Below are 19,119 nucleotides of genomic sequence, written 5' to 3' on the forward strand. Positions count from 1 at the left end.
TCCTTGGCGGGGGATGCGAAACGGCGGCCAGGCAAACAGCCCGGCCGTTTTGGCGGCACCTTGTCCCGTCCCGGCGGTCTGGTCAACCGAACCCGACGGGCCGGCACAAACGGGCTGGACAGGCAGCGGGAAAAGTGCTGGCCTGCGGTGTGGTCCTAAACGATTTGTGCTTGGGTTTTTGCGTCTTGTAATAATTTGTTTCGCTGCTTATTATCAGGTCAATCGCCGGCCTGGCACGTCCGTGGGACGTCGATAAAATTCCAGACAAAAGGTGTGCTATGAGTCTGAAATTCAAGTTCATACTTCCCGCGTTTTTGTTGATCCTGCTGGGGATGTCCGTCACGACATGGATAACCTATCAGCGAAGTACGGATTCCTTGACAACTATTGCGTTGGAAAAAGCACAAGTGACGGTCAATGGCCTGTCTTCGGCTGTTGATCTGTGGGTAGATGGCGCAAAAAATGAAATTATTACACTTTCAAAAACAAAATTGGCCTTGACTGCGCTCGAGGCAGACGCTCCGAAGACTGCGACGCAAGAAGCGTTTGATCTGTTGGCGGACGCTGCTTCGCGCCATCCGGCTTTTGACAGCATCTTGTTGTTGAATGAAAAGGGGATCGTCGTCCTCACCACCAATAAGAATCTGGCCGGGGCGGATTTGTCCGGCCGGGAGTATTTTCAAAAGGCCATGGCCGGCCAAGTCTTCCTTTCCAAGCCGCTTTTCAGCAAGGACTCGGGCGAAGCGGTCTTCGTCATTTCCTCGCCGGTGCGCCAAGGCGGCCGCGTCGTGGGGGTGATCTCCTCGGGCGTGAGGATCGGGCGTTTTACCGAGCAGTTTCTCAAGCCCCTGGACACGCCGGCCAGCTATGGCTTCATCCTGGCCCCGGACGGCCTGGTCCTCGCCCATCCCGAGGCCAAGCTCGTCGGCAAATACAACGTGTTTACGGAAGCGGATTATGGGTCGCGCATGGCCTCCATGCAAAAGGGCCTGCTGGACACGGTTTCCCTTGGCGTGGACAAGCTGGTGCTTTTCGAGAAAAGCCTCGCCACTGGCTGGGTTGTGGGCATGACCATCAACAAGGCCGTGGCCTTTGGCGGCGCCCGTGAGCTGGGCCTGCTCATCCTGGGCCTTTCCGCCGGCCAGGCCGTGCTGATCCTGGCCGGTTTGGGGATTATTCTCTCACTCACCGTGCTTAAGCCCCTGGGGGCGCTTGTCGGCGCGGCCGGCCGCATTGCCGACGGCGATCTGGACACCCGGCTGGATACCGACCGGACCGACGAGATCGGCGGACTGCAACGAGCCATGAGCCGCATGGTGGCCACGCTGAAGATCAAGATCGGCGAGGCCGAGGACCAGGGGCGGCAGGCCGTGGCCGCCTCGGACAAGGCCCGGGAGGCCACGGCCGAGGCCGACAAGGCCAGACAAGCCGCCGAAGCCGCCCGGGAAGAAGGCATGCTCCAGGCCGCCGCCCAGCTCGAAGACATCGTTGCGGCCATCACCGCCGCCGCCGAAGCCGTGTCCGGGCAGATCGCCCAGTCGAGCCAGGGCTCCCAGGAACAGTCGGCCCGGGTAGGCGAGACGGCCACGGCCATGGAGGAGATGAACGCCACGGTCATCGAAGTGGCCAGAAGCGCCGGCCAGGCCGCGACCACGGCCGAAAACGCCCGGGGCAAGGCCGACGAGGGTTCGCGCATCGTGGATCAGGTCATTGGCGGGATCAAGGAAGTCCAGGCCAAGGCCCTGGAACTCAAGGACGACATGACCCGCCTGGGGCAGCAGGCCCAGGGCATCGGCCAGGTGCTGGACGTCATCTCCGACATCGCCGACCAGACAAACCTGCTGGCGCTTAACGCCGCCATTGAAGCGGCCCGGGCCGGCGAGGCCGGGCGCGGCTTCGCCGTGGTGGCCGACGAGGTCCGCAAGCTGGCCGAAAAGACCATGCACGCCACCAAGGAAGTGGGCGAAGCCATCGCCGGCATCCAGCAGGGCACGCGCAAGAACGTGGACAATGTCGAGCAGGCCGGACGGCGTATTGACGAAGCCACGACCCTGGCCGGCCAGTCCGGCCAGGCTCTGGCCGCCATCGTGGCCTTGGTCGGCGAAACCACCGATCAGGTCCGCTCCATCGCCACGGCCGCCGAACAGCAGTCGGCCACCGCCGAGGAAATCAACCGCAGCGTGGCGGACATCAGCCGCATCGCCGGCGAGACGGCCATGGCCCTGGAGCGCTCCGACGGCGAACTGTCCGGGCTGGCCGACCAGACAAGGATGCTGCGTGGCCTTATCGACGACATGCAGGGCGGCGCGGCCAAGGCCCTGCCGTCCGGCGCGTCGGGCCGTAAGGCGCTTCCGGGGCGGACGCGCTAAACCGCCCCGGACCTTGCCCGGCAAATAAACGCCCCCCGACGACTGGCCGTCGGGGGGCGTTTTCGTGGCCTGTTGCCCGAAACTTACTTCGAGGTGTGGGCAAAAACGCCGTCCCAGCCGTCCGGCGGCGGGTCCTCGGCCAGGGCGGCGCAGCGTTCGGCAAACACGCCAAACGCCTTCCACGCGTACTGCCCGGCCAGGGCCGTGAAGGCCTCGGCCGCCTCGGCGAACCGGCCGGCGGCGTACAGGTCCCGGGCCGCGCCGAAGGCGGCCAGTTCCTCTCGGCGGCTGTCGGCTTCGGCGGCGGAGAAGACGGCAAAAAGGTCCACGGCCTCGTCCCTGCCCTTGACCCGCACCCGGTCCACGGCCACGAAGGCCGCGATCCCGGCCAGGCCCGGCGCGTCCTGGGCTTCTTGGCGAATCTCCCCGGAAACCAGCACCCGCACGTCGTAGTATTTGGTCAGCCCTTCCAGGCGCGAGGCCAGGTTCACGGCGTCGCCGATGACGGTGTAGTCGAAAAGATCCTCGGAGCCGAAGTTGCCGACCCGGGCCTTTCCTCGGTGCAGGCCCACGCCGGCGGCGATGGTGAGGCCGTAGTCGCGGGCAAAGGCGACGTTGAGGGCGTCCAGGCGTTGCCCCATCTCCAGGGCGGCGGCCACGGCCTGGGCCGGGTGGTCGGGCACGGCGACGGGTGCGTTCCAAAAGGCCATGAGCGCATCGCCGATGAACTTGTCCATGGTGCCCAGGCGTTCCATGATGATGCGGGTAAGCGGCGTGAAATAGCGGTTGAGCAGTTCCGAAACCTGGGTCGGGGTCAGGCGCTCGGACAAGGAGGTGAAGCCGCGCACGTCGGAGAACAGCACCGTGACGTCGCGTTCCTCGCCGGTCAGGCGCAGGTCCTTGGGCCGGGCCATGATGCGGGCCACCACGGCCGGGGCCACGTAGCGCGAAAAGGCCCCGTGTAGGAAACGCTTCTGCCGTTCCTCGCGCCAGAACTTGAGAAAGGTGAGCAGGGTGAAATTGAGGACCAGGACCAGCAGGGGAAACAGCGGCGAGACGTACAGGCCGGTGCGGCCAAGCAGTTCCGCCGCGCCGTACCAGCCGCCGGCCCCCAGGGCGGCAAAGGGGATCAGAAGCGTGGCGGCCGGGGCATAGGCCAACAGGGCGGCCGATAAAAGCCCCATGACCGCCGTGGCGGAGAGTTCCACGGCCACGGCCCAGTCCGGCTGGGACAGGAAGTCGCCGGAAACGATCATGTCGGCGATGGTGGCGTGGACCTCGACCCCGGGCATGGCCCGGTCCATGGGCGTGGCCCGCAGATCGCGCAGGGCGGCGGCCGAGGCCCCGACAAAGGCGATGCGGCCCTTGATCTCGCCGGGATCGACGCGCCCGGCCAAAACGTCGGCGGCGCTGACGTGGGGAAACGTGCCGCCCGGCCCCCGGTAATTAACCAGCACCCGGCCGCCGGCGTCCAGGGGGATGACCCGCCGGCCCAGGGTGTCGCTTCCCAGGGCCAGGGATTCGATGCCGCCCGAGGTGACCCGCAGCACGGCGTTTTTGATGCCGTAGGCCTCCATGACGGTGGCCAGGGCCAGACTCGGTGTCAGCCGGCCCAGGTGCTCCAGCACCAGGGGACTGCGGCGCACGATGTTGTCGCGGTCGGGCAAGGTGTTGATGAAGCCGGCGGCCGGGGCGGCCTTGGCCAGCACGGGCAGCGGACAGACCATGCGCCGCGATTCCGGCAGACAGGCGTCAAGCGGCATGGCGTCCGGGGTCTTGGCCATGGACAGCCGGGCCGGCGGCAGGGGGCAGGCCCCTTCGGAGGCCTGGCCGGCCGGGCCGCCGGCATGCCCGGGCTGGCCGAAGTCCTGGTAGTAGCCCAGGACGAACGGCCCCGAGCGCAGCATGTCGGCCAGCACCCGGTCGTAGTCGCTGAGGGCGTCGGGCAGGCCGGTGACGGCCGCGTCCAGGCGCAGGTCGCGGCGCAACTGGCCGATGACGGCGCTGGGGCTGGCCCGGTCGGGTTCGGCGAAGACGATGTCCAGGCCCACGGCGGCGATGCCGGCGTTGCGCAGCCGCCCCAGCAGCAAGGCCACCCGGTAGCGCGGCCAGGGCCATTGGCCGTGCTCGGCCAGGCTCGCCTCGTCGATGTCCACGACCACCGGCACGCCGCTTCGCACCGTCGGCCGCTCCCGGGTGAGCATGGCGTCGTAAAGCTTGCCGTCCTGGAATTCCAGCCAGACCGGCCGGGCCAGGTACAGGCCGATGACGGCGGCGGTCACGGCCAGACCGGCCAGGAGCAGCTCGGCCCGGGAACCCAGGGCGCGCCAGACCCCGGCAACGAAGCCCAGGGGTCTGGCGGCCAGGGATGCCAAGGCCATGCCGCCGTGTGGTTTCGCCATGGGCTCGGCCTATTGGGCCGGGGTCTGGCCCAGGGGCACGTCCAGGGACATGGCCTTGCTCTTGGAGCCGGAGTTGCGGATCATGCTGCCGGCGGGCGGGTCGGCCAGATCGTCCACGGGCGAGCCCCGGCCGGTGACCTCGATGATGTTCTGGCCCTTGTAGACGAGGAGGTTGCCGAGGATGTCGTGGACCTTTCTGGCGTCGATCTCCAGCTTGACGAAGGCGTTGCCGCTTTCGTCCCAGCCCCAGCCCCGGTTGGGGCTGCGCAGATCGATGTCGGGGATATAGGCCCCGAAGATGGCGGCGCAGACCTTGGAGCGGTTGACGTCCTTGGTGAGCACGAAGTTTTCGGCGGTGCTGGCGCTGTAGATCTTTTCGCCGATCATGACCTGGGCCAGTTCGTCGTAGGCGTTGATCTGGGCGGCGCGCAAGGCCATCAGCGCCGGCCGGGCCGCCTCGGAGGTGGTGCCGAAGCCGAAGTTTTCCACGCGCACGTTTTTAAAGCGGTGCAGTTCGCCAAGAACGTTGATGATGGTCCCAAGCTCGATGTGGCCAAAGGCCAAGGCGATGTCCTTTTCCTTGTCGTAGATCATCTTGTCCACGATGATGCCCTTGATGACGGCCGCGGCCTTGGTGTCCTCGCGCAGGCTGGGTTCTTCGGTGAGGCCGAATTTCCCTTCGCTTTTGACCTTGAAGCCGATGACCGACTCCATGAGTTTGCGCTTGAGGTCCTGGGTGGCCATTTTCTCGGACATGAGCTGCCGGTTGCCGGCGGCCAGGGCCAGGCCGGCCATGAGCAGGATAAGGACGGGAAGGAAAAAGAGGGTCTTTCGCATGGCGGACTCCTTGTCGTGTGCGGGACGGCCGGGGCGTTCCCGGACCGGGCGTCCTTGCCCGGCCCGGCGGGAGCGCCTCCCGGCGGGTTGCCGGCTGGCGGCGCTTGCGCCGGCCGGACCGTCTCCTTGCCGGTACGAAAGCAAGAGACATGCCTGTTTGTCGTTGGGCGCGGCGGACGGCCGCGCCGGCTCACCAGCCCAGGGCCTTCAGGATTTTGTCCATGAGCGATGGTTCTTCCTCGGCGGGCGCGGCGGGCTGTTGTCCGGCCTTGGCGGCCGCGCCCGGGTCAACGGCCGGCCCGCCTTCGGCCGGGGGGACGAGCTTGCCGTCCTTGACGGTCAGCGTGCCCTGGACCGTGGCGCCCATGGGCACGTCGAGGGTTTGCAGCCGCACCGACAGGCCCGGGTCGCGGGGGGCGAAGGCGGCGTCCATGGCCTGGCTGGCGGCCGGGCCTTCCAGCCGCTTGCCGGCCGCCGGGCCGGCCGCAACCACGTTGACCTCGTCCACGGCCAGAAGCAGTCCGCCGGGCGCGGCCGGATCGGGTTTGACCCGGGCGGTGTAGCGCACGGTCCCGTTCTGGGGCAGGCGCTGCTGGCTGACCAGATGATCGGCGATTTTTTGGGAAAGTTCCTGCCGCCGGGCCTTCCAGGCTTCCATGAGGACGTCGTTGCCGGCCTGGGCCGGCATGGCCGCCAGGATCGCCATGGCGGCCATGAGCAGGCCGGCGAGGCTCGGGCCAAAGCGCGAAGGCATGGGACACTCCTTGCCGTTGGCGAAGGCTGGTTGGCGTCGCGTCCGGCCCAGGGCCGGACGCGACGGGTTGTTCTTTTGGGGAAGGCGCGATGTTAGAAGTCGGACGGGTCAATGGCCCGGCCGCCGCCGGTGAAGCTCTTTTCCACCTTGGGCCTGGGCGCGGGCGCGGCCTTTGGCCGGCAGCGGCTCTGGGCGTCGGCCAGCCCTTGGCGGGCCAGGGCGTAGCTCGGGTCCAGGGCCAGGGCGCGCTGGTAATGGGCCTTGGCGGCCGGGCAGTCGCCGTCAAGCAGGGCCAGGTTGCCGAGGTAGAAGTAGGCCTGGGGGTTGGTGGAGCCCAGGGCCGCGGCCTGGGCCAGTTCCTGGCGGGCGACCAGCTGATTGCCGGTGTCGTAGCTCAGGATGCCCAGGCCTTCGTGCAGGCGGGCATAGCCCGGGGCCACGGCCAGCCCGGCCCGGTAGGCGGCGTCGGCCCGGCCGGTCTGGCCCAGGCGGACATAGCTCTGGCCAAGATACCAGTAGGCGTCGGCCATGCCCGGGGCCATGCGCACGGCGGCGTCGAACTGGGCGGCGGCGTTGTTGTAGTCGCCCATGGTGAAGGCCCGCACGCCGGCGTCGTAGTAATCCTGGGCCGAAGCCTGGGGCGCGGCCACCACCACGGTCTGCTGGGGCTGGCAGGCGGCCAGGCCCATAAGCAGCACGGCGGCGGCCAGGACGGTCATGAGATGTTTGGCCATGACGGCTCTCCTTGGGTTCGGGCGTTGGCTACTTGAGCTTGTCCATGTCGGCCACGGCCTTTTGGACCAGGCGCTGGGACATGGTGTCCAGGGTCATGACGCGGGTTTCGGACTGGGACACGCCAAGCGCCCCGCCGCCCTTGGAGTTGATTTCCATTTTGTCTTCGATGTAGCCGGTGGCCTTTTGCTCGCCGGTGTTGGCGTCGAGGATCTTGTAGCGCAGGCCGACAATCCACACGGCGGCGGCTTCGTTGGCGTGGATGGAGCTGGCCGTGGCGTCGGCGGCATAACCGCCCGCGCCGCCGATGGCCGAGCCGGCGATGGCCCCGATCCAGCGGCCGTCGAAGCTCTTTTTCACTTCCGAGACGGGTTCGGCCTTGAGGATGTCGAAGCGCACCAGCCAGTTGGTGGCCTTGAACTTGCCTTTCTTGAATTTTTTCAGTTGCGTGGCGTCGCCGAGGTTGGCCGCGACCTCGATTTCCTTGAGCATGGGGCCCAGGTCGGAGCGCTCAAGCACCACGTAATGGGCCTTGCCAAGCTCCAATTCGGCGTAGTCGGCGATGTTGTTGCTGGTCACTTTCTGGGTGTAGGTGGCGTTGGCGCTTTTGATCTCGCCGGGGATGACCACCAGCATGGGACCGGGTTTGTCGCTGTAGGTGATGGGCTGGTACATGGCCTGGTCGGCTGCCTCGTTGGCCTGTTTCGAGGCCGAGCCGCCGGTGACGCAGCCGGTGAGGCCAACCGTCGCCAAAAGGGCCAAAACGCCGAGAACAGAAAACCGCATGATGCTCCTCCGTGTGGGGTTGGGGGTTGGGGACGCCAGTCGGTTTGCCGGAACAGCGCGCACCGGTTAGAAATTTTTGACCGCATCCAGCGGCTTGGCCGGGGCCTGGTCGCCGGAGAGGATCTTGGACGCGTCGGGGACCACCTCGGCCACCTTCTTGGCCGTTTCCTCGGACTTGACCAGCTCGCGCAGCCGCTCGGGCGGAGCCTGGACCAGGGAGGCCGGCACGGCCTGTCCCAGGCGCTCCATGACGGCCGGGGCGGTAAGCTGCGAGGCAAAGGCCAGCTTCACCACGTCGCCGTGGGCCGATTCCAGGCTAAACGCCCCCTGGCCCATCTTCTGGTTGAGCGGGGCCAGGATGGCCTTTTGCAGGAACTCGCCGAAGTTGCCGCGCGTGCCGACGAATTCCACCTCGAAAAGCGACGTGCTCGACTTGTCGAATTCCCGGAAATCCACGTTGAGCACCGGGCGCAGGCCGATAAATTCCTTTTTGACCAGCTGGCCGGCGTCATAGCTCGGCAGCCCGGCGATCTGGATCTGGTAGGTCTTGGCCGGGGCCTGCAAATGGTCGGCGAAGAACTCCTTGGAAAATTCGCCGCCGATGATGCGGCCGACTTCTTCCAAAGCCTGATCCTCGTCGGCCCAGCTCTGCTTCTGGGGCACCTTGCTGTTGTAGTAGATTTCCTCGCCGGTGTGGTTGTCCACGCACTTGATGGTGAGCGAGGTGAGCACGTACTTGGTGACGGTCAGCCCCGAGGCCGGCAGCTTGGCGCTGACGGTCTTGAACTTGGCTTCGCCGGAGATGGCGAAATCGGCGGCCTTGGCCCCCTTGCCGTCGGACGGGCGGCCGTCGTCGGACCAGATGCGGTAGCCGAAGCTCTTGATGCGTTCCTTGATGATGTTTTCGGCCACCGGCGAGCGCTCGGCCACCACGTCCGGGCCTCGGGCGGCGTCGCGCACGAAAACCGTGGCCGAGATGCGCGGATTGCCCTGTTCCTTCAGCGCCGCCATGCGCTCGTCGCGGCTCATTTCCTTGAGCGCGTCTTCCACGCCGCCCACATAGACCTCGGCCTTCATGAGCAGATGGGCGAACCCGTCCTCGCCGACCCAGGGGTCGGATTCCTTGATGATCTTTTTGATGATGCCCTGGGAGCGGGAGAATATCCGGTCTTTTATCACGGCGTAGTTCTCGACCAGGGTGGAGGATTCGACATAGGCCCCCACGGCCTTTTCGAGGATCTGGTTTTTGGCGTCGGCCCGCAGGGCGTCCAGGAGCAGGCCCTTGTCCCGGGCATAGGCCTCGCCGGCCGGGTCGGCCAGACCCTCGGCCGTGACGATGATGGTTTTTTCCGGTCCCGGGGCCTCGGGTTTGGGGGCGGCCGGCGCGTCCTTGGTTTTGGCGGCGGCCGGCAGGGCCAGGCCCAGGCACAAGGCCAGGGCCAGGATCACGAGGAGGGAAAAGCGTTTCATGGGGCGTCCCGTGGGTTGGGGTTGGCGTCGCGACGGCATGGCCTGGGAAACGGGCGCTACTTGCCGGCCTGGGCGCAAAAATCGCGGTAGAGGTTGGCCACGGCCACGGCCCCCTCGTCCTCGATGACGGACAGGGCCGCGCCGACCACGTCCTGGCCGGCCCAGGATTCGGCCGACATCTTCTGGCTGGAGAGCACCCGGCCCCGGGCGTCGGTCAGGGTCATCATGATGGTGACGGCCACTTCGTTGGCGTTGACCATGAGGTTCTTGCCGGCCCGGCCGCTGATGACGCCCCGGATGAAGAAATCCGCGCCGATGCGGCCCGAGGCGGCCAGGGCGGCGTCGGGGTCGTTGTTCAAAATGGCCAGGCGTTCGGCGGCGGCGATCTGGGCGTTGATCTGGCCCTGGGTGATGGTGCTCAGGCCCAGCTGCTGGAGCTGCTGGTTGACGGCGTCAAAGAGCACGCCCGAGCCGCCCAGGGCCAGCTTGCCGCCGGTGCGCTCGGCCAAAAGCAGGGCGATGCGCTTGCCCTTGATGCTTGATCGGCAGGGGGCGGACAAGGCGGCGCTGACGGCGGCCCGTTTGGCGGCCGTAGCCTGGGACCCTTTGGACTCCTCCTCGGAAAAGGAGAAGGCCCGGGCCGGAACGTCAGGAGCGAGCACAAGGAACGCGAAGGCGAGAACGAGCAGTCGGCGCATGGTGAAGTCCCTTTGCGCGGAGGGCCGCGTTGGGGTTTGGCGGGAAAAATCCGCTTTGGTCCAAGTATCCGCCTGTGGAACCGATAGCACAAGATATGCCGCCAAGGCCAGGGGGACGACGCATTTGCCGCGGCCTTGCCGCGCGCCCGCTTCAGGCCGGCCCTGGTCGGGCCTGGGGCCGTTTCGCCTCGCGGCGCGCGGCCTTGCACTGTTGGAAATGCCGTTATCGGACAGGAGAGAAGACTGCCGACATTTCCTGAAATCGTTGCCCGGCCGCTGCGTCAGTGCCCAGCGCCGCCAGACGAGCCCCTTGGTCCGTCATGGCGCGGCTGTCGTCCGGCCGGAGCGGGCCGCAGCATGGACGCAGCATGGCGACTGCGCCGGCCGGCAGCAATACTGCGCCGCAGATCGGCGCGTCTCCTGGCCCGGAGAATGTCGGGAGAGTGTATATGGAAACTTGCTGTGTGCAAAGCATCGGACCATTGCGGTCAACAAAAGGCGGTGTGATGGAGAATTTATGGTGCGTGGTCGGGGCATTGCGTGAGGCTGGCGCGCACGTTCCTGAAGATTGCGCCGCAAGCGGGCCGCAACATCCACCCCGGCCTGTTCGTCTGCTCTCCCCTAATCCCCATTTGGGGGGTCCGGGGGCCTCAGGCCCCCGGCCGCCGGAGGCTCTCCTTTTTCTCTCCCCCGTCAACTCCCGCCGCCGACGAAGCCGCCTCGGCCGGGGCGGGGGTCGAAGGGCGCGGGGGTGGGCGGGATGGTGGCGAATTCCGCTTTTTCCTGGTCGGTGAGCGCCCGCACCGAGCCCGGGAGTTGGGGGCGCAGGAATACGGCCTGGTCGGGCTTGGTCAGCACCGTTTTGAGGCCATGCTGGTCCACCACCACCTGGCTTTGCTTGGTGGCGCGCAGGGCGTGGAGTTCATCCTTGACCGTCTCGGTTTTCACGCCTTTGACGGTTTTTATTTCGGTGACGATCTTGTGGTCCAGGGTGGTGCCCCGGATGCCGATGACGGCGAGCGGCGATTCCAGGCGCAGGCGGGCCGGATCGTTTTGCACGACCTTGCCCGAGACGTAGCGGAACATGCCCTTGGCCATGCGGATGGCTTGCTTTGAGGCGTCGAGATTGGCCGGATCGTACACGAAGTCGGCCAGGAGCACTCGGCTGTCCGGGCCGATGTCCAGGCTTGAGCCGTCGGCGAAGGTGACGCGGCCCTTGTCCTCGGGGCCGGTGGCCAGGTCGTCCTCGGCGTAGACGGGGTTGCCCTGGACCAGGGTGCGTTCGGGGTCGGCCCCGCGCTTGGCCCGGACTTGCCCTTTGGCCTCGGTGAGTTCGCCGGCCTTGGGCGGGCCGGCGTCGGCGGCGGGCGGCGCGGCCGGGGCGTCGCCAGCCGGCGCGTCGGCCGAGGCCGGAGAGGTCGGAGCGGCTGGTGCATCGGCCGGGGTATTGGCCGGTGCAGCGGCGGGAGCCGGAGCGGCCGGAGCGGTCGGCGTCTGGGCCGTGGGCGCTGCGGCTGGAGTCTGGGGGGCAGGGGCCGCCGGAGCGTCGTCGGCCCGGGCGAGGGCCGAGGGTAAGAGCAGGCAGCCAAGAACGGCCAGGGCCGGGAGGATCGCGCGGGTACGGGTCATGTCGGGCATCCTTGTAAGGGCGTCGGCCGGGCCGGTCTTGGGCGACGTGGACGGGAACCCGGGCCACTGGTCAGACATTGAGCACTTTTCACACCAAAACTTTCGAAATGACAAGGAAGGCGGGCTGGCCGGCCTGGCCGGGGTTGACGCGCCGGGCCGGACGTGCCAGCCGGAGCCTTGGGCCTCGCGCCGCGTTCCCCGGGCAGGCTTTGGCAGGAGCGCGGGGCGACCGACGCCCCAGGCTCACGGTCTGCCAAGGAGAAGCCATGGACTACGCCATGACGCCGACGACACAGGAAGCCGTCGCCCAAAGCCGGGCGAACTTCATCGACCGGCTGCCCTATCCCGTCGAACTGCATCTGGAATGGCTGGCCAGGGACGGCCGGCCGTATCGCCTGGAGGCCGGCGGGGAAACGGCCGGCCATTGCATCGTCGCCGCCGACGGCATGCTGGTCGAATTTCATCTGGACGACCGTTTCGTCCCCGACGCCCAGGCGATTTTCGACGTCGTCGCGGCCCGGGCCGGCATCAAACAGGTCTGGCTGCATTCCTTCGACGGCCTGTGCCTGCGCTGCTGTCTGGACAAGGGGCTGACGGCAACCGTGGCCGGTTATTGTTTCCGGGATTTTCTGCCGACGCCGGCCGGCGGGGCAGGGGGGCTCGTGCGGCGGGCCGCCGGCCCGGGCGATTACGACGGGCTGCTGGCCCACACCGACGCGTTGTACGAATCCGAGGAACAGCTGCGCCACATGTTGGCCAACGGCATGCTGCATCTTTACCATGAGGCCGGCCGGCTGGTCGGCTGCGGCTATCTGATCCGGGTGCGCCCCGACAGGGACTGGCGCGACCTGGGCATGTGGGTCCCTTCGTCCTTACGGCGTCGGGGCTATGCCCGGCGGATTTTGGCCGATCTCAAGGACTGGTGTCTGCGGGAGGGCTGGCGGCCTTGCTGCGGCTGCGCGGCGGACAACGTCGCTTCGCGCCGGGCCTTGGAGGCCAACGGCTTTGTCTCCCGCCACGCCGTCCTGTCCTTCGCCCTTTGCCCCCCCGGCCGCCGGGGCAATGGTGTTTCCCGTCAACTCTAATCGGGACTTCCCAGCCGACCAGAGAACCAAAATCCCCCTTAAATACTTTCCCCTTTCGGGGGGTCTGGGGGCCTCAGGCCCCCAGCCGCCGGAGGCACTCTTCGTCTTCGTCTTCGTCTTTCCCTTTCCCTTTCCCTAATCCCGCCGAATGCCCAGTTCGCGCACCAAATGGCGCAGGGTGCGGGGGCTGATGTCGAGGATTTCGGCGGTGCGGGCCTTGTCGCCGCCGCTTGCGGCAAAGGCTCGCAGGATGGCCTGGGTCTTGGCCTGGCGCACGGCTTCTTCCAGGGTGACGGGGGCGTCGGTGTGGGCGCCGCGCGGCGCGACCTCGCCGCCAAGGCGCATGTCCTCGGGCAGATCGGCCGCGTCGATGGCCCCTTCCCGGCACAAAAGCGCCAGACGCTCGATGAGGTTTTTGAGTTCGCGCACGTTGCCGGGCCAGTCGTGGGCGGTCAGTTCGGTGAGCGCCGCCTCGGTGAAGCGCAGGCCGGGCTTGTGGTAGCGTTGGCGGTAGATGGACAGGAAATATTCGGCCAGATAGGCGATGTCGCCGCTGCGTTGCCGCAGCGGCGGCAGGACCAGGGGCACGACGTTTAAGCGGTAGTACAGATCGGCCCGGAACGTGCCCTGGCGCACCATTTCGGGCAGGGCGCGGTTGGTGGCGGCCACAATGCGGGCGGCGAACCGGATCTGTTTTTCGCCGCCAAGCCGCCGAAAGGCCCGTTCCTCGAGCACCCGCAGGAAATCCACCTGGTTGATGCCGGGTATCTCTCCCACCTCGTCAAGAAACAGCGTTCCGTCGCCGGCCATTTCGAAGATGCCGCGCTGGGCCTTGGCCGCGCCGGTGAACGCGCCGGCTTCGTGGCCAAAGAACTTGTCGGCGAACAGTTCTCCCTTGAGCACCCCGCAGTTGACCGGAACAAAGGGTTTTTTGCGCCGCCGGCTGAGGTTGTGGATGCACTGGGCCAGCAGTTCCTTGCCGGTGCCGGTTTCGCCGGAGATGAGCACGCAGGCGTCGGACGGGGCGATCTGGGTGGCGAGGTCGTAGACGGCCTGCATTTCGGCGGAACAAAAGAGGAATTCGGCCTCGGGCAAGGGCTGGCCGGCGGCGACGGGATCGTCGGCGTCGAGCGGCAAAAATTTGCCGCCAAGTAACATGCTGGAATCGATCATGTTTTCTTGCCGCCGTCAGAACGTTGCCATCAGGGTGGAGCAGGGGGACGGCCGGAGAATGCGCTAATGGCCGAAAAATGACAACGGCAAAAATTTGCCGCCTGGCGGCGAATGTTTGCCGTTTGTTGCCGCTGGAGAATCATTAATATCTTGATTTTATTGCAAATCCGAAAAGGCACAATCCTTGATAAGCAACGGGCAACAAACGGTTCGCCAGGCAACGGCGGACCCTGGCCACGGACCGTCCAGGAGCCGACGGCGCGGCGACACCACTTCACCCGGAAAAGGAGAACGAGAGGATCATGAAACGGCAAATTTTCTTCAAAGCGGGCCTGCCGGTCCTCGCGGCCGCCCTGCTCGTCGCGGTCTACGCCCTGGCGGCCCAGAACGACGCGGTCGTGGCCGACGCCCTCAACCAGGCCGGCGCGTCCGGGCCGTGGTGGATGTGGCCGCTCATCCTGCTGTTTTTCTGCTTTATCCTGGGCATCATCGCGGTGCTGGCCGGCGTTGGCGGCGGCGTGCTCTACGTGCCGCTGGTCAGCGGCTTTTTCCCCTTCCACCTCGACTTCGTGCGCGGCGCGGGCCTGATGGTGGCCCTGGCCGGGGCCCTGGCCGCCGGACCGGGTCTGCTCAAACGTAATCTGGCCTCGCTGCGCCTGGCCTTGCCGGTGGCGCTTATCGCCTCCACCTGCGCCATCGTCGGCGCCATGATCGGCCTGGCCCTGCCGACCAACGTCGTGCAGATCGCCCTGGGCACCACCATTTTGTTCATCGCCATCCTCATCCTCAAGTCGAAGAACGTGGCCGTGCCTGAAGTGAAAAATCCCGACGCCGTGGGCATTGCGCTGGGCATGAACGGCGTCTACTTCGACGCCTCCTCGGGCAAGGAATACGCCTGGAAGACCCACCGCACCCTGCCGGGCCTTTTGATGTTCATCATCATCGGCGTCATGGCCGGCATGTTCGGCCTGGGCGCGGGCTGGGCCAACGTCCCGGTGCTCAACCTCATGATGGGCGTGCCGCTCAAGGTCGCCGTGGGCACCTCCAAGTTCCTGCTCTCCATCACCGACACCTCGGCCGCCTGGGTCTACCTGAACCAGGGCTGCGTCATTCCGCTGATGGCCATTCCCTCCATCGTCGGCCTCATGTTCGGCTCCTTTGTCGGCGTGCGCCTGCTCGCCAAGGCCAAGCCCAAGTTCATCCGCTACATGGTCATCGGCGTGCTGCTTTTTGCCGGAGCCAAGGCGCTTTTAAAGGGCCTGGGCATCGGCTGATCGGCCGCGCCTCGCCTTGAATCGACCGTTACCGACACGCACACGCGAGATACGGAGAAGGAAAATGACCACTGACACGACGCAGACGCCTCCCGAACAGATCGTCTATTCCAACATGCTTTTCTACGGCTGCTGGGGTTCCCTGGCCCTGATGGCCGCCACCTACCTGCTGTACGTGCTGGGCGTGCTCACGCCCCACGTGCCCCTGGACACCGTGACCCAGCTGTGGTCCCAGCCGGTCAAGGCCTATCTGACCCAGGGCAACGTGCCCACGGGCTGGGGCTGGTTCAAGCTCATCGTCAAGGGCGACTTCATCAACTTCGCCGGCATCGTGCTTTTGGCCGGCATGACCATCCTGTGCTACATTCCCCTGGTCGGCGCCTACTTCAAGAAAAAGGAGCCGATCTTCGCCGTCATCGCCATCCTGGAGATCCTGGTCCTGGCCGTGGCCGCCTCCGGCGTGGTGGGCAGCGGCGGGCACTAGGCGGCAAACTCCCTTCCATGCGCCCGGCGGTTCGACTACAAGTGAAGGCATCACGGGCGCGGATCGCCGCGGCATGGAGGAGGGAGCGTGACAGCGACGGACAAGGCGAATCTGATTGCCGCAGGGATGGTTGACCTGCCGGGGCTCCTCGACGCCCTGCCCATGGGGGCGGCGGTGTACGACGGGGACGGCAAGGTGGTGCACGTAAACCTCCTGCTGCAACGGTTGACGGGTTTCACGCTGGACGAGGCTCGGGGGCTTCCCTGCCGGCACGTGCTGCGCACGGCCACCTGCGGAAGGGATTGCCCCCACCTGCGCCAGGGCGGCTGCGAGCAGTCGCTTATAACCGACATCGTCAACCGGGGACGGCGAAGGATACCGGTGCGGCTGCACACCAGATGCGTGCCCGACCGGGATGGCAACATCCTGTACCGCATGGACTTCGTGGAAGAGCTGGTCGAGCAGGGAGCGGACGGCATGGCGACGCGGAAATCCGGAAAAGGGGCGCTGATCGGCAAGAGCGCGGCCATGGAGCACATCCTGGCCACGTTGCCGGAGTTCGCCCGTTTAGACCGGCCCGTGCTCCTCGTCGGCGAGACCGGCACCGGCAAGGACCTTATCGCCGAGTGCGTCCACGAAACGTCGCTGCGGGCCAAACGGCCGTTTTTGCGCATGAACCTCGGGTTCATGCCGGCCGATCTGCTGGAAGCCGAGCTTTTCGGCCGGGCCGCCCAGGAAGGGGCCGGGCTGGAGGAGATTCGCGGCCGTTTCGCCGAGGCGGCCGGGGGCAGCATCTTCTTCCCCGAGCTGTCCGACGCGCCGTTGTCCTTGCAAAAAAAGCTGGCCGCCTTCCTGGAGACCGGGGCCGTCGTGCCTCTTGGAGCCACGACTCCCCAGCCCATCGACGTGCGCCTGCTTTTCGCCACCCAGCGCAATCCCGACGAGCTGGCCGACAAGGGCCTGCTCGACCCGGGCTTTTACAACCATTTAAGCGCCATGCGCCTGGACCTGCCGCCCCTGCGGCAGCGCGGCGAGGACCTGCCCTTCCTTCTGGCCTATTTCGCCGAGCGCTTCGCCGAGCGCTTCAAGAAAAACGTCCGGGGCTTTTCCCCGGAAGCCATGAGCGTGCTGGCCGAGTATCCCTATCCCGGCAATGTCCGCGAACTGCGCAACATCGTCGAATATGCGGTCATGACCGCCAAATCGCCGCTCATCGTGCCGGCCAACCTGCCGGTCTACGTGCCTGTCGCGCCTGTCGCCGCCGCCGCCGTTCCCCCTGGCCGGGGACCGGCTCCGGACGCGCCGAAAAAACCGGCCCGGGCCAGGAAAGACCCGGCCGGCAAAGGGAGCGGATCATGACCGGACATCGCGCGCTCATCGCCATTCGCGGCAACGAAGTGGCCTGGCGGTTCGACCGCACCGCCGAGGCCCTGGTCTGCGACATCGCCGAGGACGGGACCGTGCGGTCGCGCTCGGAAATCATTTTCGCCCGCCAGTCCCCCGAGGACCTGTGCGACTACGTCCTGGCCCACGGCATCGACACCGTGGTGGCCGGGGCCGTGGAAGAGGAATACTACCACTACCTGCGTTACAAGCGCGTTGACGTCATCGACAACGTGGCCGGCGAGATCGAGCCGGCCCTGGCCCGCCTGGCCGCGGGGCGTCTGGCCTCGGGCGACATCCTTTTCCCCGGGAAGGAGGGCTAGGCCATGTTCGGCGACGCCATCAAACGCCAGCTTTCGGGCCTGGGCGGCTCCGACGCCGTGGTACCCCCGGGCATGTACCGCACCCTTCGCCGCAAGATCACGGCGCTGATGCTCCTGACCGCCGCCATCCCCCTGGCCATCATGGCCTGGCTCAACTACCACGAGTACCAAAAGGCCCTGTCCCGGGAGATTCAAAATCCGCTGCGGGTCATCGTCAACAAGTCCAAGAATTCCTTCGAACTCTTTCTGGCCGAGCGCACCTCGGCCGTGGGATTCATTGCCCAGGCCTATTCCTTCAAGGAGTTGGCCGACGAGAAGGACCTGGCCCGCATCCTCAAGATCCTGCAGACCGAGTACGTCGGCTTCGTGGACATTGGGCTGATCAACGACAAGGGCGAGCTGGTCAACTACGTCGGCCCCTACAACCTCAAGGGCCACAACTACGCCGAGCAGACCTGGTTCAATCAGGTGCGCATCAAGGGGCGCTATATTTCGGACGTCTTCATGGGCTTCCGCAAGTTCCCCCACGTCATCGTGGCCGTGCGCCACAGCCTGGACTCGGGCGAGTCGTTTATCGTGCGCGCCACGCTCGACACCCACCAGTTCGACAAGATCATCAGCTCCATGGGCCTGGAGCCGGGGTCCGACGCTTTTCTCTTAAACCGCGCCGGCATCCTCCAGACCGATTCCCAGCGTTTCGGCAAGGTCCTGGACCAATTCTCCCTGCCCATGCCGCCGCCGGCCTCGGAAGCCACCGTGCTCCAGCAGCAGGACGGCGAGGGCAACGACGTCTTTTTCGCCTACGCCTACTTCCCGGACAGCGACTTCGTCCTGGCCGCCATCAAGCCCAAGGCCCAGATGCTGCGCACCTGGTACACCGTGCGCGGCGATCTGGTCTTTATTTTCGGGGCCGGGGTGCTGGCTGTGTTTCTGGCCTCCTACAAGATCACCGACCAGCTCCTGCGCCGGATGCGCGAGGCCGAGGAGGCCCGGGAACTGGCGCTGCGCCAGGTGGAGCACAGCCAAAAGCTCTCCAGCATCGGCCGGCTGGCCGCCGGCGTGGCCCACGAGATCAACAATCCCCTGGCCGTCATCAACGAAAAGACCGGACTCATGCGCGACCTCATCGGGCTTCGCGACGATTTCCCGGACAAGGAGCGCTACCTGCTCCTGATTGATTCCGTGCTCAAGACCGTCATGCGCTGCCGCGACATCACCCGGCGCATGCTGGGCTTCGCCCGCCGCCTGGACGTGACCCTGGAAGAGATCAACATCAACGACGTGATCACCGAGACCAGCGGCTTTCTCAACCAGGAGGCCCTGCACCGCAAGATTGACCTGCATCTCGATCTTGATCCCGAGGTGACGGGCATCGTGTCCGACCGGGGGCAGCTCCAGCAGGTGTTTCTCAATATCTTAAATAACGCCCTGGCCGCCGTGCCCGACGGCGGACACATCGAGATCCACACCAGAGGCGACGCCGAAGGGGTCAGCGTCATTGTCCGCGACAACGGCTGCGGCATGAGCAAGGACACCATGGCCTGCATCTTCGAGCCGTTTTTCACCACCAAAAAGACCAAGGGCACCGGTCTTGGCCTGTCCATCACCTACGGCATCGTCAAGCGCCTGGGCGGCGAGATCGGCGTGGAGAGCGAGCTGGACAAAGGGACCGCGTTCACCCTGCGTTTTCCCAAACATCCCAAACACGAGGCCTAGCCAT

At 66.3% G+C, this 19,119-nt stretch carries 16 protein-coding genes; 7 read left to right on the forward strand and 9 right to left on the reverse strand.

Going from position 1 to position 19,119, the window contains the following annotated elements:
* The first annotated feature begins 332 nt into the window (after positions 1 to 332).
* Complete coding sequence (locus tag C3Y92_RS02600; protein WP_235669686.1) at positions 333 to 2,369, forward strand: methyl-accepting chemotaxis protein; 2,037 nt, start codon at positions 333 to 335, stop codon at positions 2,367 to 2,369.
* A gap of 83 nt (positions 2,370 to 2,452) precedes the next feature.
* Here the strand turns inward: C3Y92_RS02600 and C3Y92_RS02605 are convergent, their stop codons facing one another.
* From C3Y92_RS02605 to C3Y92_RS02640, 8 genes are all read right to left on the reverse strand, one after another.
* A complete protein-coding gene (locus C3Y92_RS02605; RefSeq protein WP_129349224.1) occupies positions 2,453 to 4,771 on the reverse strand; it encodes a CHASE2 domain-containing protein in 2,319 nt (772 codons plus the stop codon).
* Positions 4,772 to 4,780: 9 nt separating this feature from the next.
* Positions 4,781 to 5,608, reverse strand: a complete 828-nt coding sequence (locus tag C3Y92_RS02610) for a hypothetical protein (protein ID WP_129349226.1) — start codon at positions 5,606 to 5,608, stop codon at positions 4,781 to 4,783.
* A 190-nt stretch (positions 5,609 to 5,798) separates the two neighbouring features.
* Complete coding sequence (locus tag C3Y92_RS02615; RefSeq protein WP_129349228.1) at positions 5,799 to 6,362, reverse strand: hypothetical protein; 564 nt, start codon at positions 6,360 to 6,362, stop codon at positions 5,799 to 5,801.
* Between the two features lie 92 nt (positions 6,363 to 6,454).
* Positions 6,455 to 7,096: a tetratricopeptide repeat protein gene (locus C3Y92_RS02620; protein WP_015862643.1), complete on the reverse strand. Its 642-nt coding sequence runs from the start codon at positions 7,094 to 7,096 to the stop codon at positions 6,455 to 6,457.
* Between the two features lie 28 nt (positions 7,097 to 7,124).
* The gene (locus C3Y92_RS02625) at positions 7,125 to 7,880 is read right to left on the reverse strand and encodes a hypothetical protein (protein ID WP_015862642.1); all 756 of its coding nucleotides are present in this window, start codon (positions 7,878 to 7,880) and stop codon (positions 7,125 to 7,127) included.
* Between the two features lie 66 nt (positions 7,881 to 7,946).
* A complete protein-coding gene (locus tag C3Y92_RS02630; RefSeq protein ID WP_235669586.1) occupies positions 7,947 to 9,350 on the reverse strand; it encodes a hypothetical protein in 1,404 nt (467 codons plus the stop codon).
* Positions 9,351 to 9,406: 56 nt separating this feature from the next.
* Positions 9,407 to 10,048, reverse strand: a complete 642-nt coding sequence (locus tag C3Y92_RS02635) for a hypothetical protein (RefSeq protein WP_129349232.1) — start codon at positions 10,046 to 10,048, stop codon at positions 9,407 to 9,409.
* 693 nt (positions 10,049 to 10,741) lie between these two features.
* Positions 10,742 to 11,677: a FecR family protein gene (locus tag C3Y92_RS02640; protein ID WP_129349234.1), complete on the reverse strand. Its 936-nt coding sequence runs from the start codon at positions 11,675 to 11,677 to the stop codon at positions 10,742 to 10,744.
* A 266-nt stretch (positions 11,678 to 11,943) separates the two neighbouring features.
* On the opposite strand from C3Y92_RS02640, the gene C3Y92_RS02645 reads away from it, so the two are divergent.
* Positions 11,944 to 12,762: a GNAT family N-acetyltransferase gene (locus C3Y92_RS02645; RefSeq protein ID WP_165352054.1), complete on the forward strand. Its 819-nt coding sequence runs from the start codon at positions 11,944 to 11,946 to the stop codon at positions 12,760 to 12,762.
* A 135-nt stretch (positions 12,763 to 12,897) separates the two neighbouring features.
* On the opposite strand, the gene C3Y92_RS02650 is transcribed toward C3Y92_RS02645, so the two are convergent.
* Positions 12,898 to 13,935: a sigma-54 interaction domain-containing protein gene (locus tag C3Y92_RS02650; RefSeq protein ID WP_129349238.1), complete on the reverse strand. Its 1,038-nt coding sequence runs from the start codon at positions 13,933 to 13,935 to the stop codon at positions 12,898 to 12,900.
* 302 nt (positions 13,936 to 14,237) lie between these two features.
* On the opposite strand from C3Y92_RS02650, the gene C3Y92_RS02655 reads away from it, so the two are divergent.
* The 5 genes from C3Y92_RS02655 to C3Y92_RS02675 all read left to right on the forward strand — a co-directional run bounded on the left by C3Y92_RS02655 (position 14,238) and on the right by C3Y92_RS02675 (position 19,115).
* Positions 14,238 to 15,209, forward strand: coding sequence for a sulfite exporter TauE/SafE family protein (locus tag C3Y92_RS02655; RefSeq protein WP_129349240.1), 972 nt, complete (start codon positions 14,238 to 14,240; stop codon positions 15,207 to 15,209).
* A 64-nt stretch (positions 15,210 to 15,273) separates the two neighbouring features.
* A complete protein-coding gene (locus C3Y92_RS02660) occupies positions 15,274 to 15,693 on the forward strand; it encodes a DUF1634 domain-containing protein (RefSeq protein ID WP_129349242.1) in 420 nt (139 codons plus the stop codon).
* Positions 15,694 to 15,780: 87 nt separating this feature from the next.
* Positions 15,781 to 17,052: a sigma 54-interacting transcriptional regulator gene (locus C3Y92_RS02665; protein ID WP_129349244.1), complete on the forward strand. Its 1,272-nt coding sequence runs from the start codon at positions 15,781 to 15,783 to the stop codon at positions 17,050 to 17,052.
* Positions 17,049 to 17,399, forward strand: coding sequence for a NifB/NifX family molybdenum-iron cluster-binding protein (locus C3Y92_RS02670; protein ID WP_129349246.1), 351 nt, complete (start codon positions 17,049 to 17,051; stop codon positions 17,397 to 17,399). The genes C3Y92_RS02665 and C3Y92_RS02670 overlap by 4 nt, the downstream gene beginning before the upstream one ends.
* Before the next feature lie 3 nt (positions 17,400 to 17,402).
* The gene (locus C3Y92_RS02675; protein WP_015862631.1) at positions 17,403 to 19,115 is read left to right on the forward strand and encodes a sensor histidine kinase; all 1,713 of its coding nucleotides are present in this window, start codon (positions 17,403 to 17,405) and stop codon (positions 19,113 to 19,115) included.
* The last annotated feature ends 4 nt before the right edge of the window (positions 19,116 to 19,119 follow it).

The sequence above is a fragment of the Solidesulfovibrio carbinolicus genome, assembly GCF_004135975.1.
GTDB classification, from domain to species: Bacteria; Desulfobacterota; Desulfovibrionia; order Desulfovibrionales; family Desulfovibrionaceae; genus Solidesulfovibrio; species Solidesulfovibrio carbinolicus.

Coding starts and splice junctions, on each gene's coding strand:
- C3Y92_RS02605 (WP_129349224.1), bottom strand. CDS start 4,771: ATGGCGAAACCACACGGCGGCATGGCCTTGGCATCCCTGGCCGCCAGA.
- C3Y92_RS02600 (WP_235669686.1), top strand. CDS start 333: ATGTCCGTCACGACATGGATAACCTATCAGCGAAGTACGGATTCCTTG.
- C3Y92_RS02610 (WP_129349226.1), bottom strand. CDS start 5,608: ATGCGAAAGACCCTCTTTTTCCTTCCCGTCCTTATCCTGCTCATGGCC.
- C3Y92_RS02625 (WP_015862642.1), bottom strand. CDS start 7,880: ATGCGGTTTTCTGTTCTCGGCGTTTTGGCCCTTTTGGCGACGGTTGGC.
- C3Y92_RS02630 (WP_235669586.1), bottom strand. CDS start 9,350: ATGAAACGCTTTTCCCTCCTCGTGATCCTGGCCCTGGCCTTGTGCCTG.
- C3Y92_RS02620 (WP_015862643.1), bottom strand. CDS start 7,096: ATGGCCAAACATCTCATGACCGTCCTGGCCGCCGCCGTGCTGCTTATG.
- C3Y92_RS02645 (WP_165352054.1), top strand. CDS start 11,944: ATGGACTACGCCATGACGCCGACGACACAGGAAGCCGTCGCCCAAAGC.
- C3Y92_RS02655 (WP_129349240.1), top strand. CDS start 14,238: ATGAAACGGCAAATTTTCTTCAAAGCGGGCCTGCCGGTCCTCGCGGCC.
- C3Y92_RS02635 (WP_129349232.1), bottom strand. CDS start 10,048: ATGCGCCGACTGCTCGTTCTCGCCTTCGCGTTCCTTGTGCTCGCTCCT.
- C3Y92_RS02670 (WP_129349246.1), top strand. CDS start 17,049: ATGACCGGACATCGCGCGCTCATCGCCATTCGCGGCAACGAAGTGGCC.
- C3Y92_RS02615 (WP_129349228.1), bottom strand. CDS start 6,362: ATGCCTTCGCGCTTTGGCCCGAGCCTCGCCGGCCTGCTCATGGCCGCC.
- C3Y92_RS02650 (WP_129349238.1), bottom strand. CDS start 13,935: ATGATCGATTCCAGCATGTTACTTGGCGGCAAATTTTTGCCGCTCGAC.
- C3Y92_RS02660 (WP_129349242.1), top strand. CDS start 15,274: ATGACCACTGACACGACGCAGACGCCTCCCGAACAGATCGTCTATTCC.
- C3Y92_RS02640 (WP_129349234.1), bottom strand. CDS start 11,677: ATGACCCGTACCCGCGCGATCCTCCCGGCCCTGGCCGTTCTTGGCTGC.
- C3Y92_RS02675 (WP_015862631.1), top strand. CDS start 17,403: ATGTTCGGCGACGCCATCAAACGCCAGCTTTCGGGCCTGGGCGGCTCC.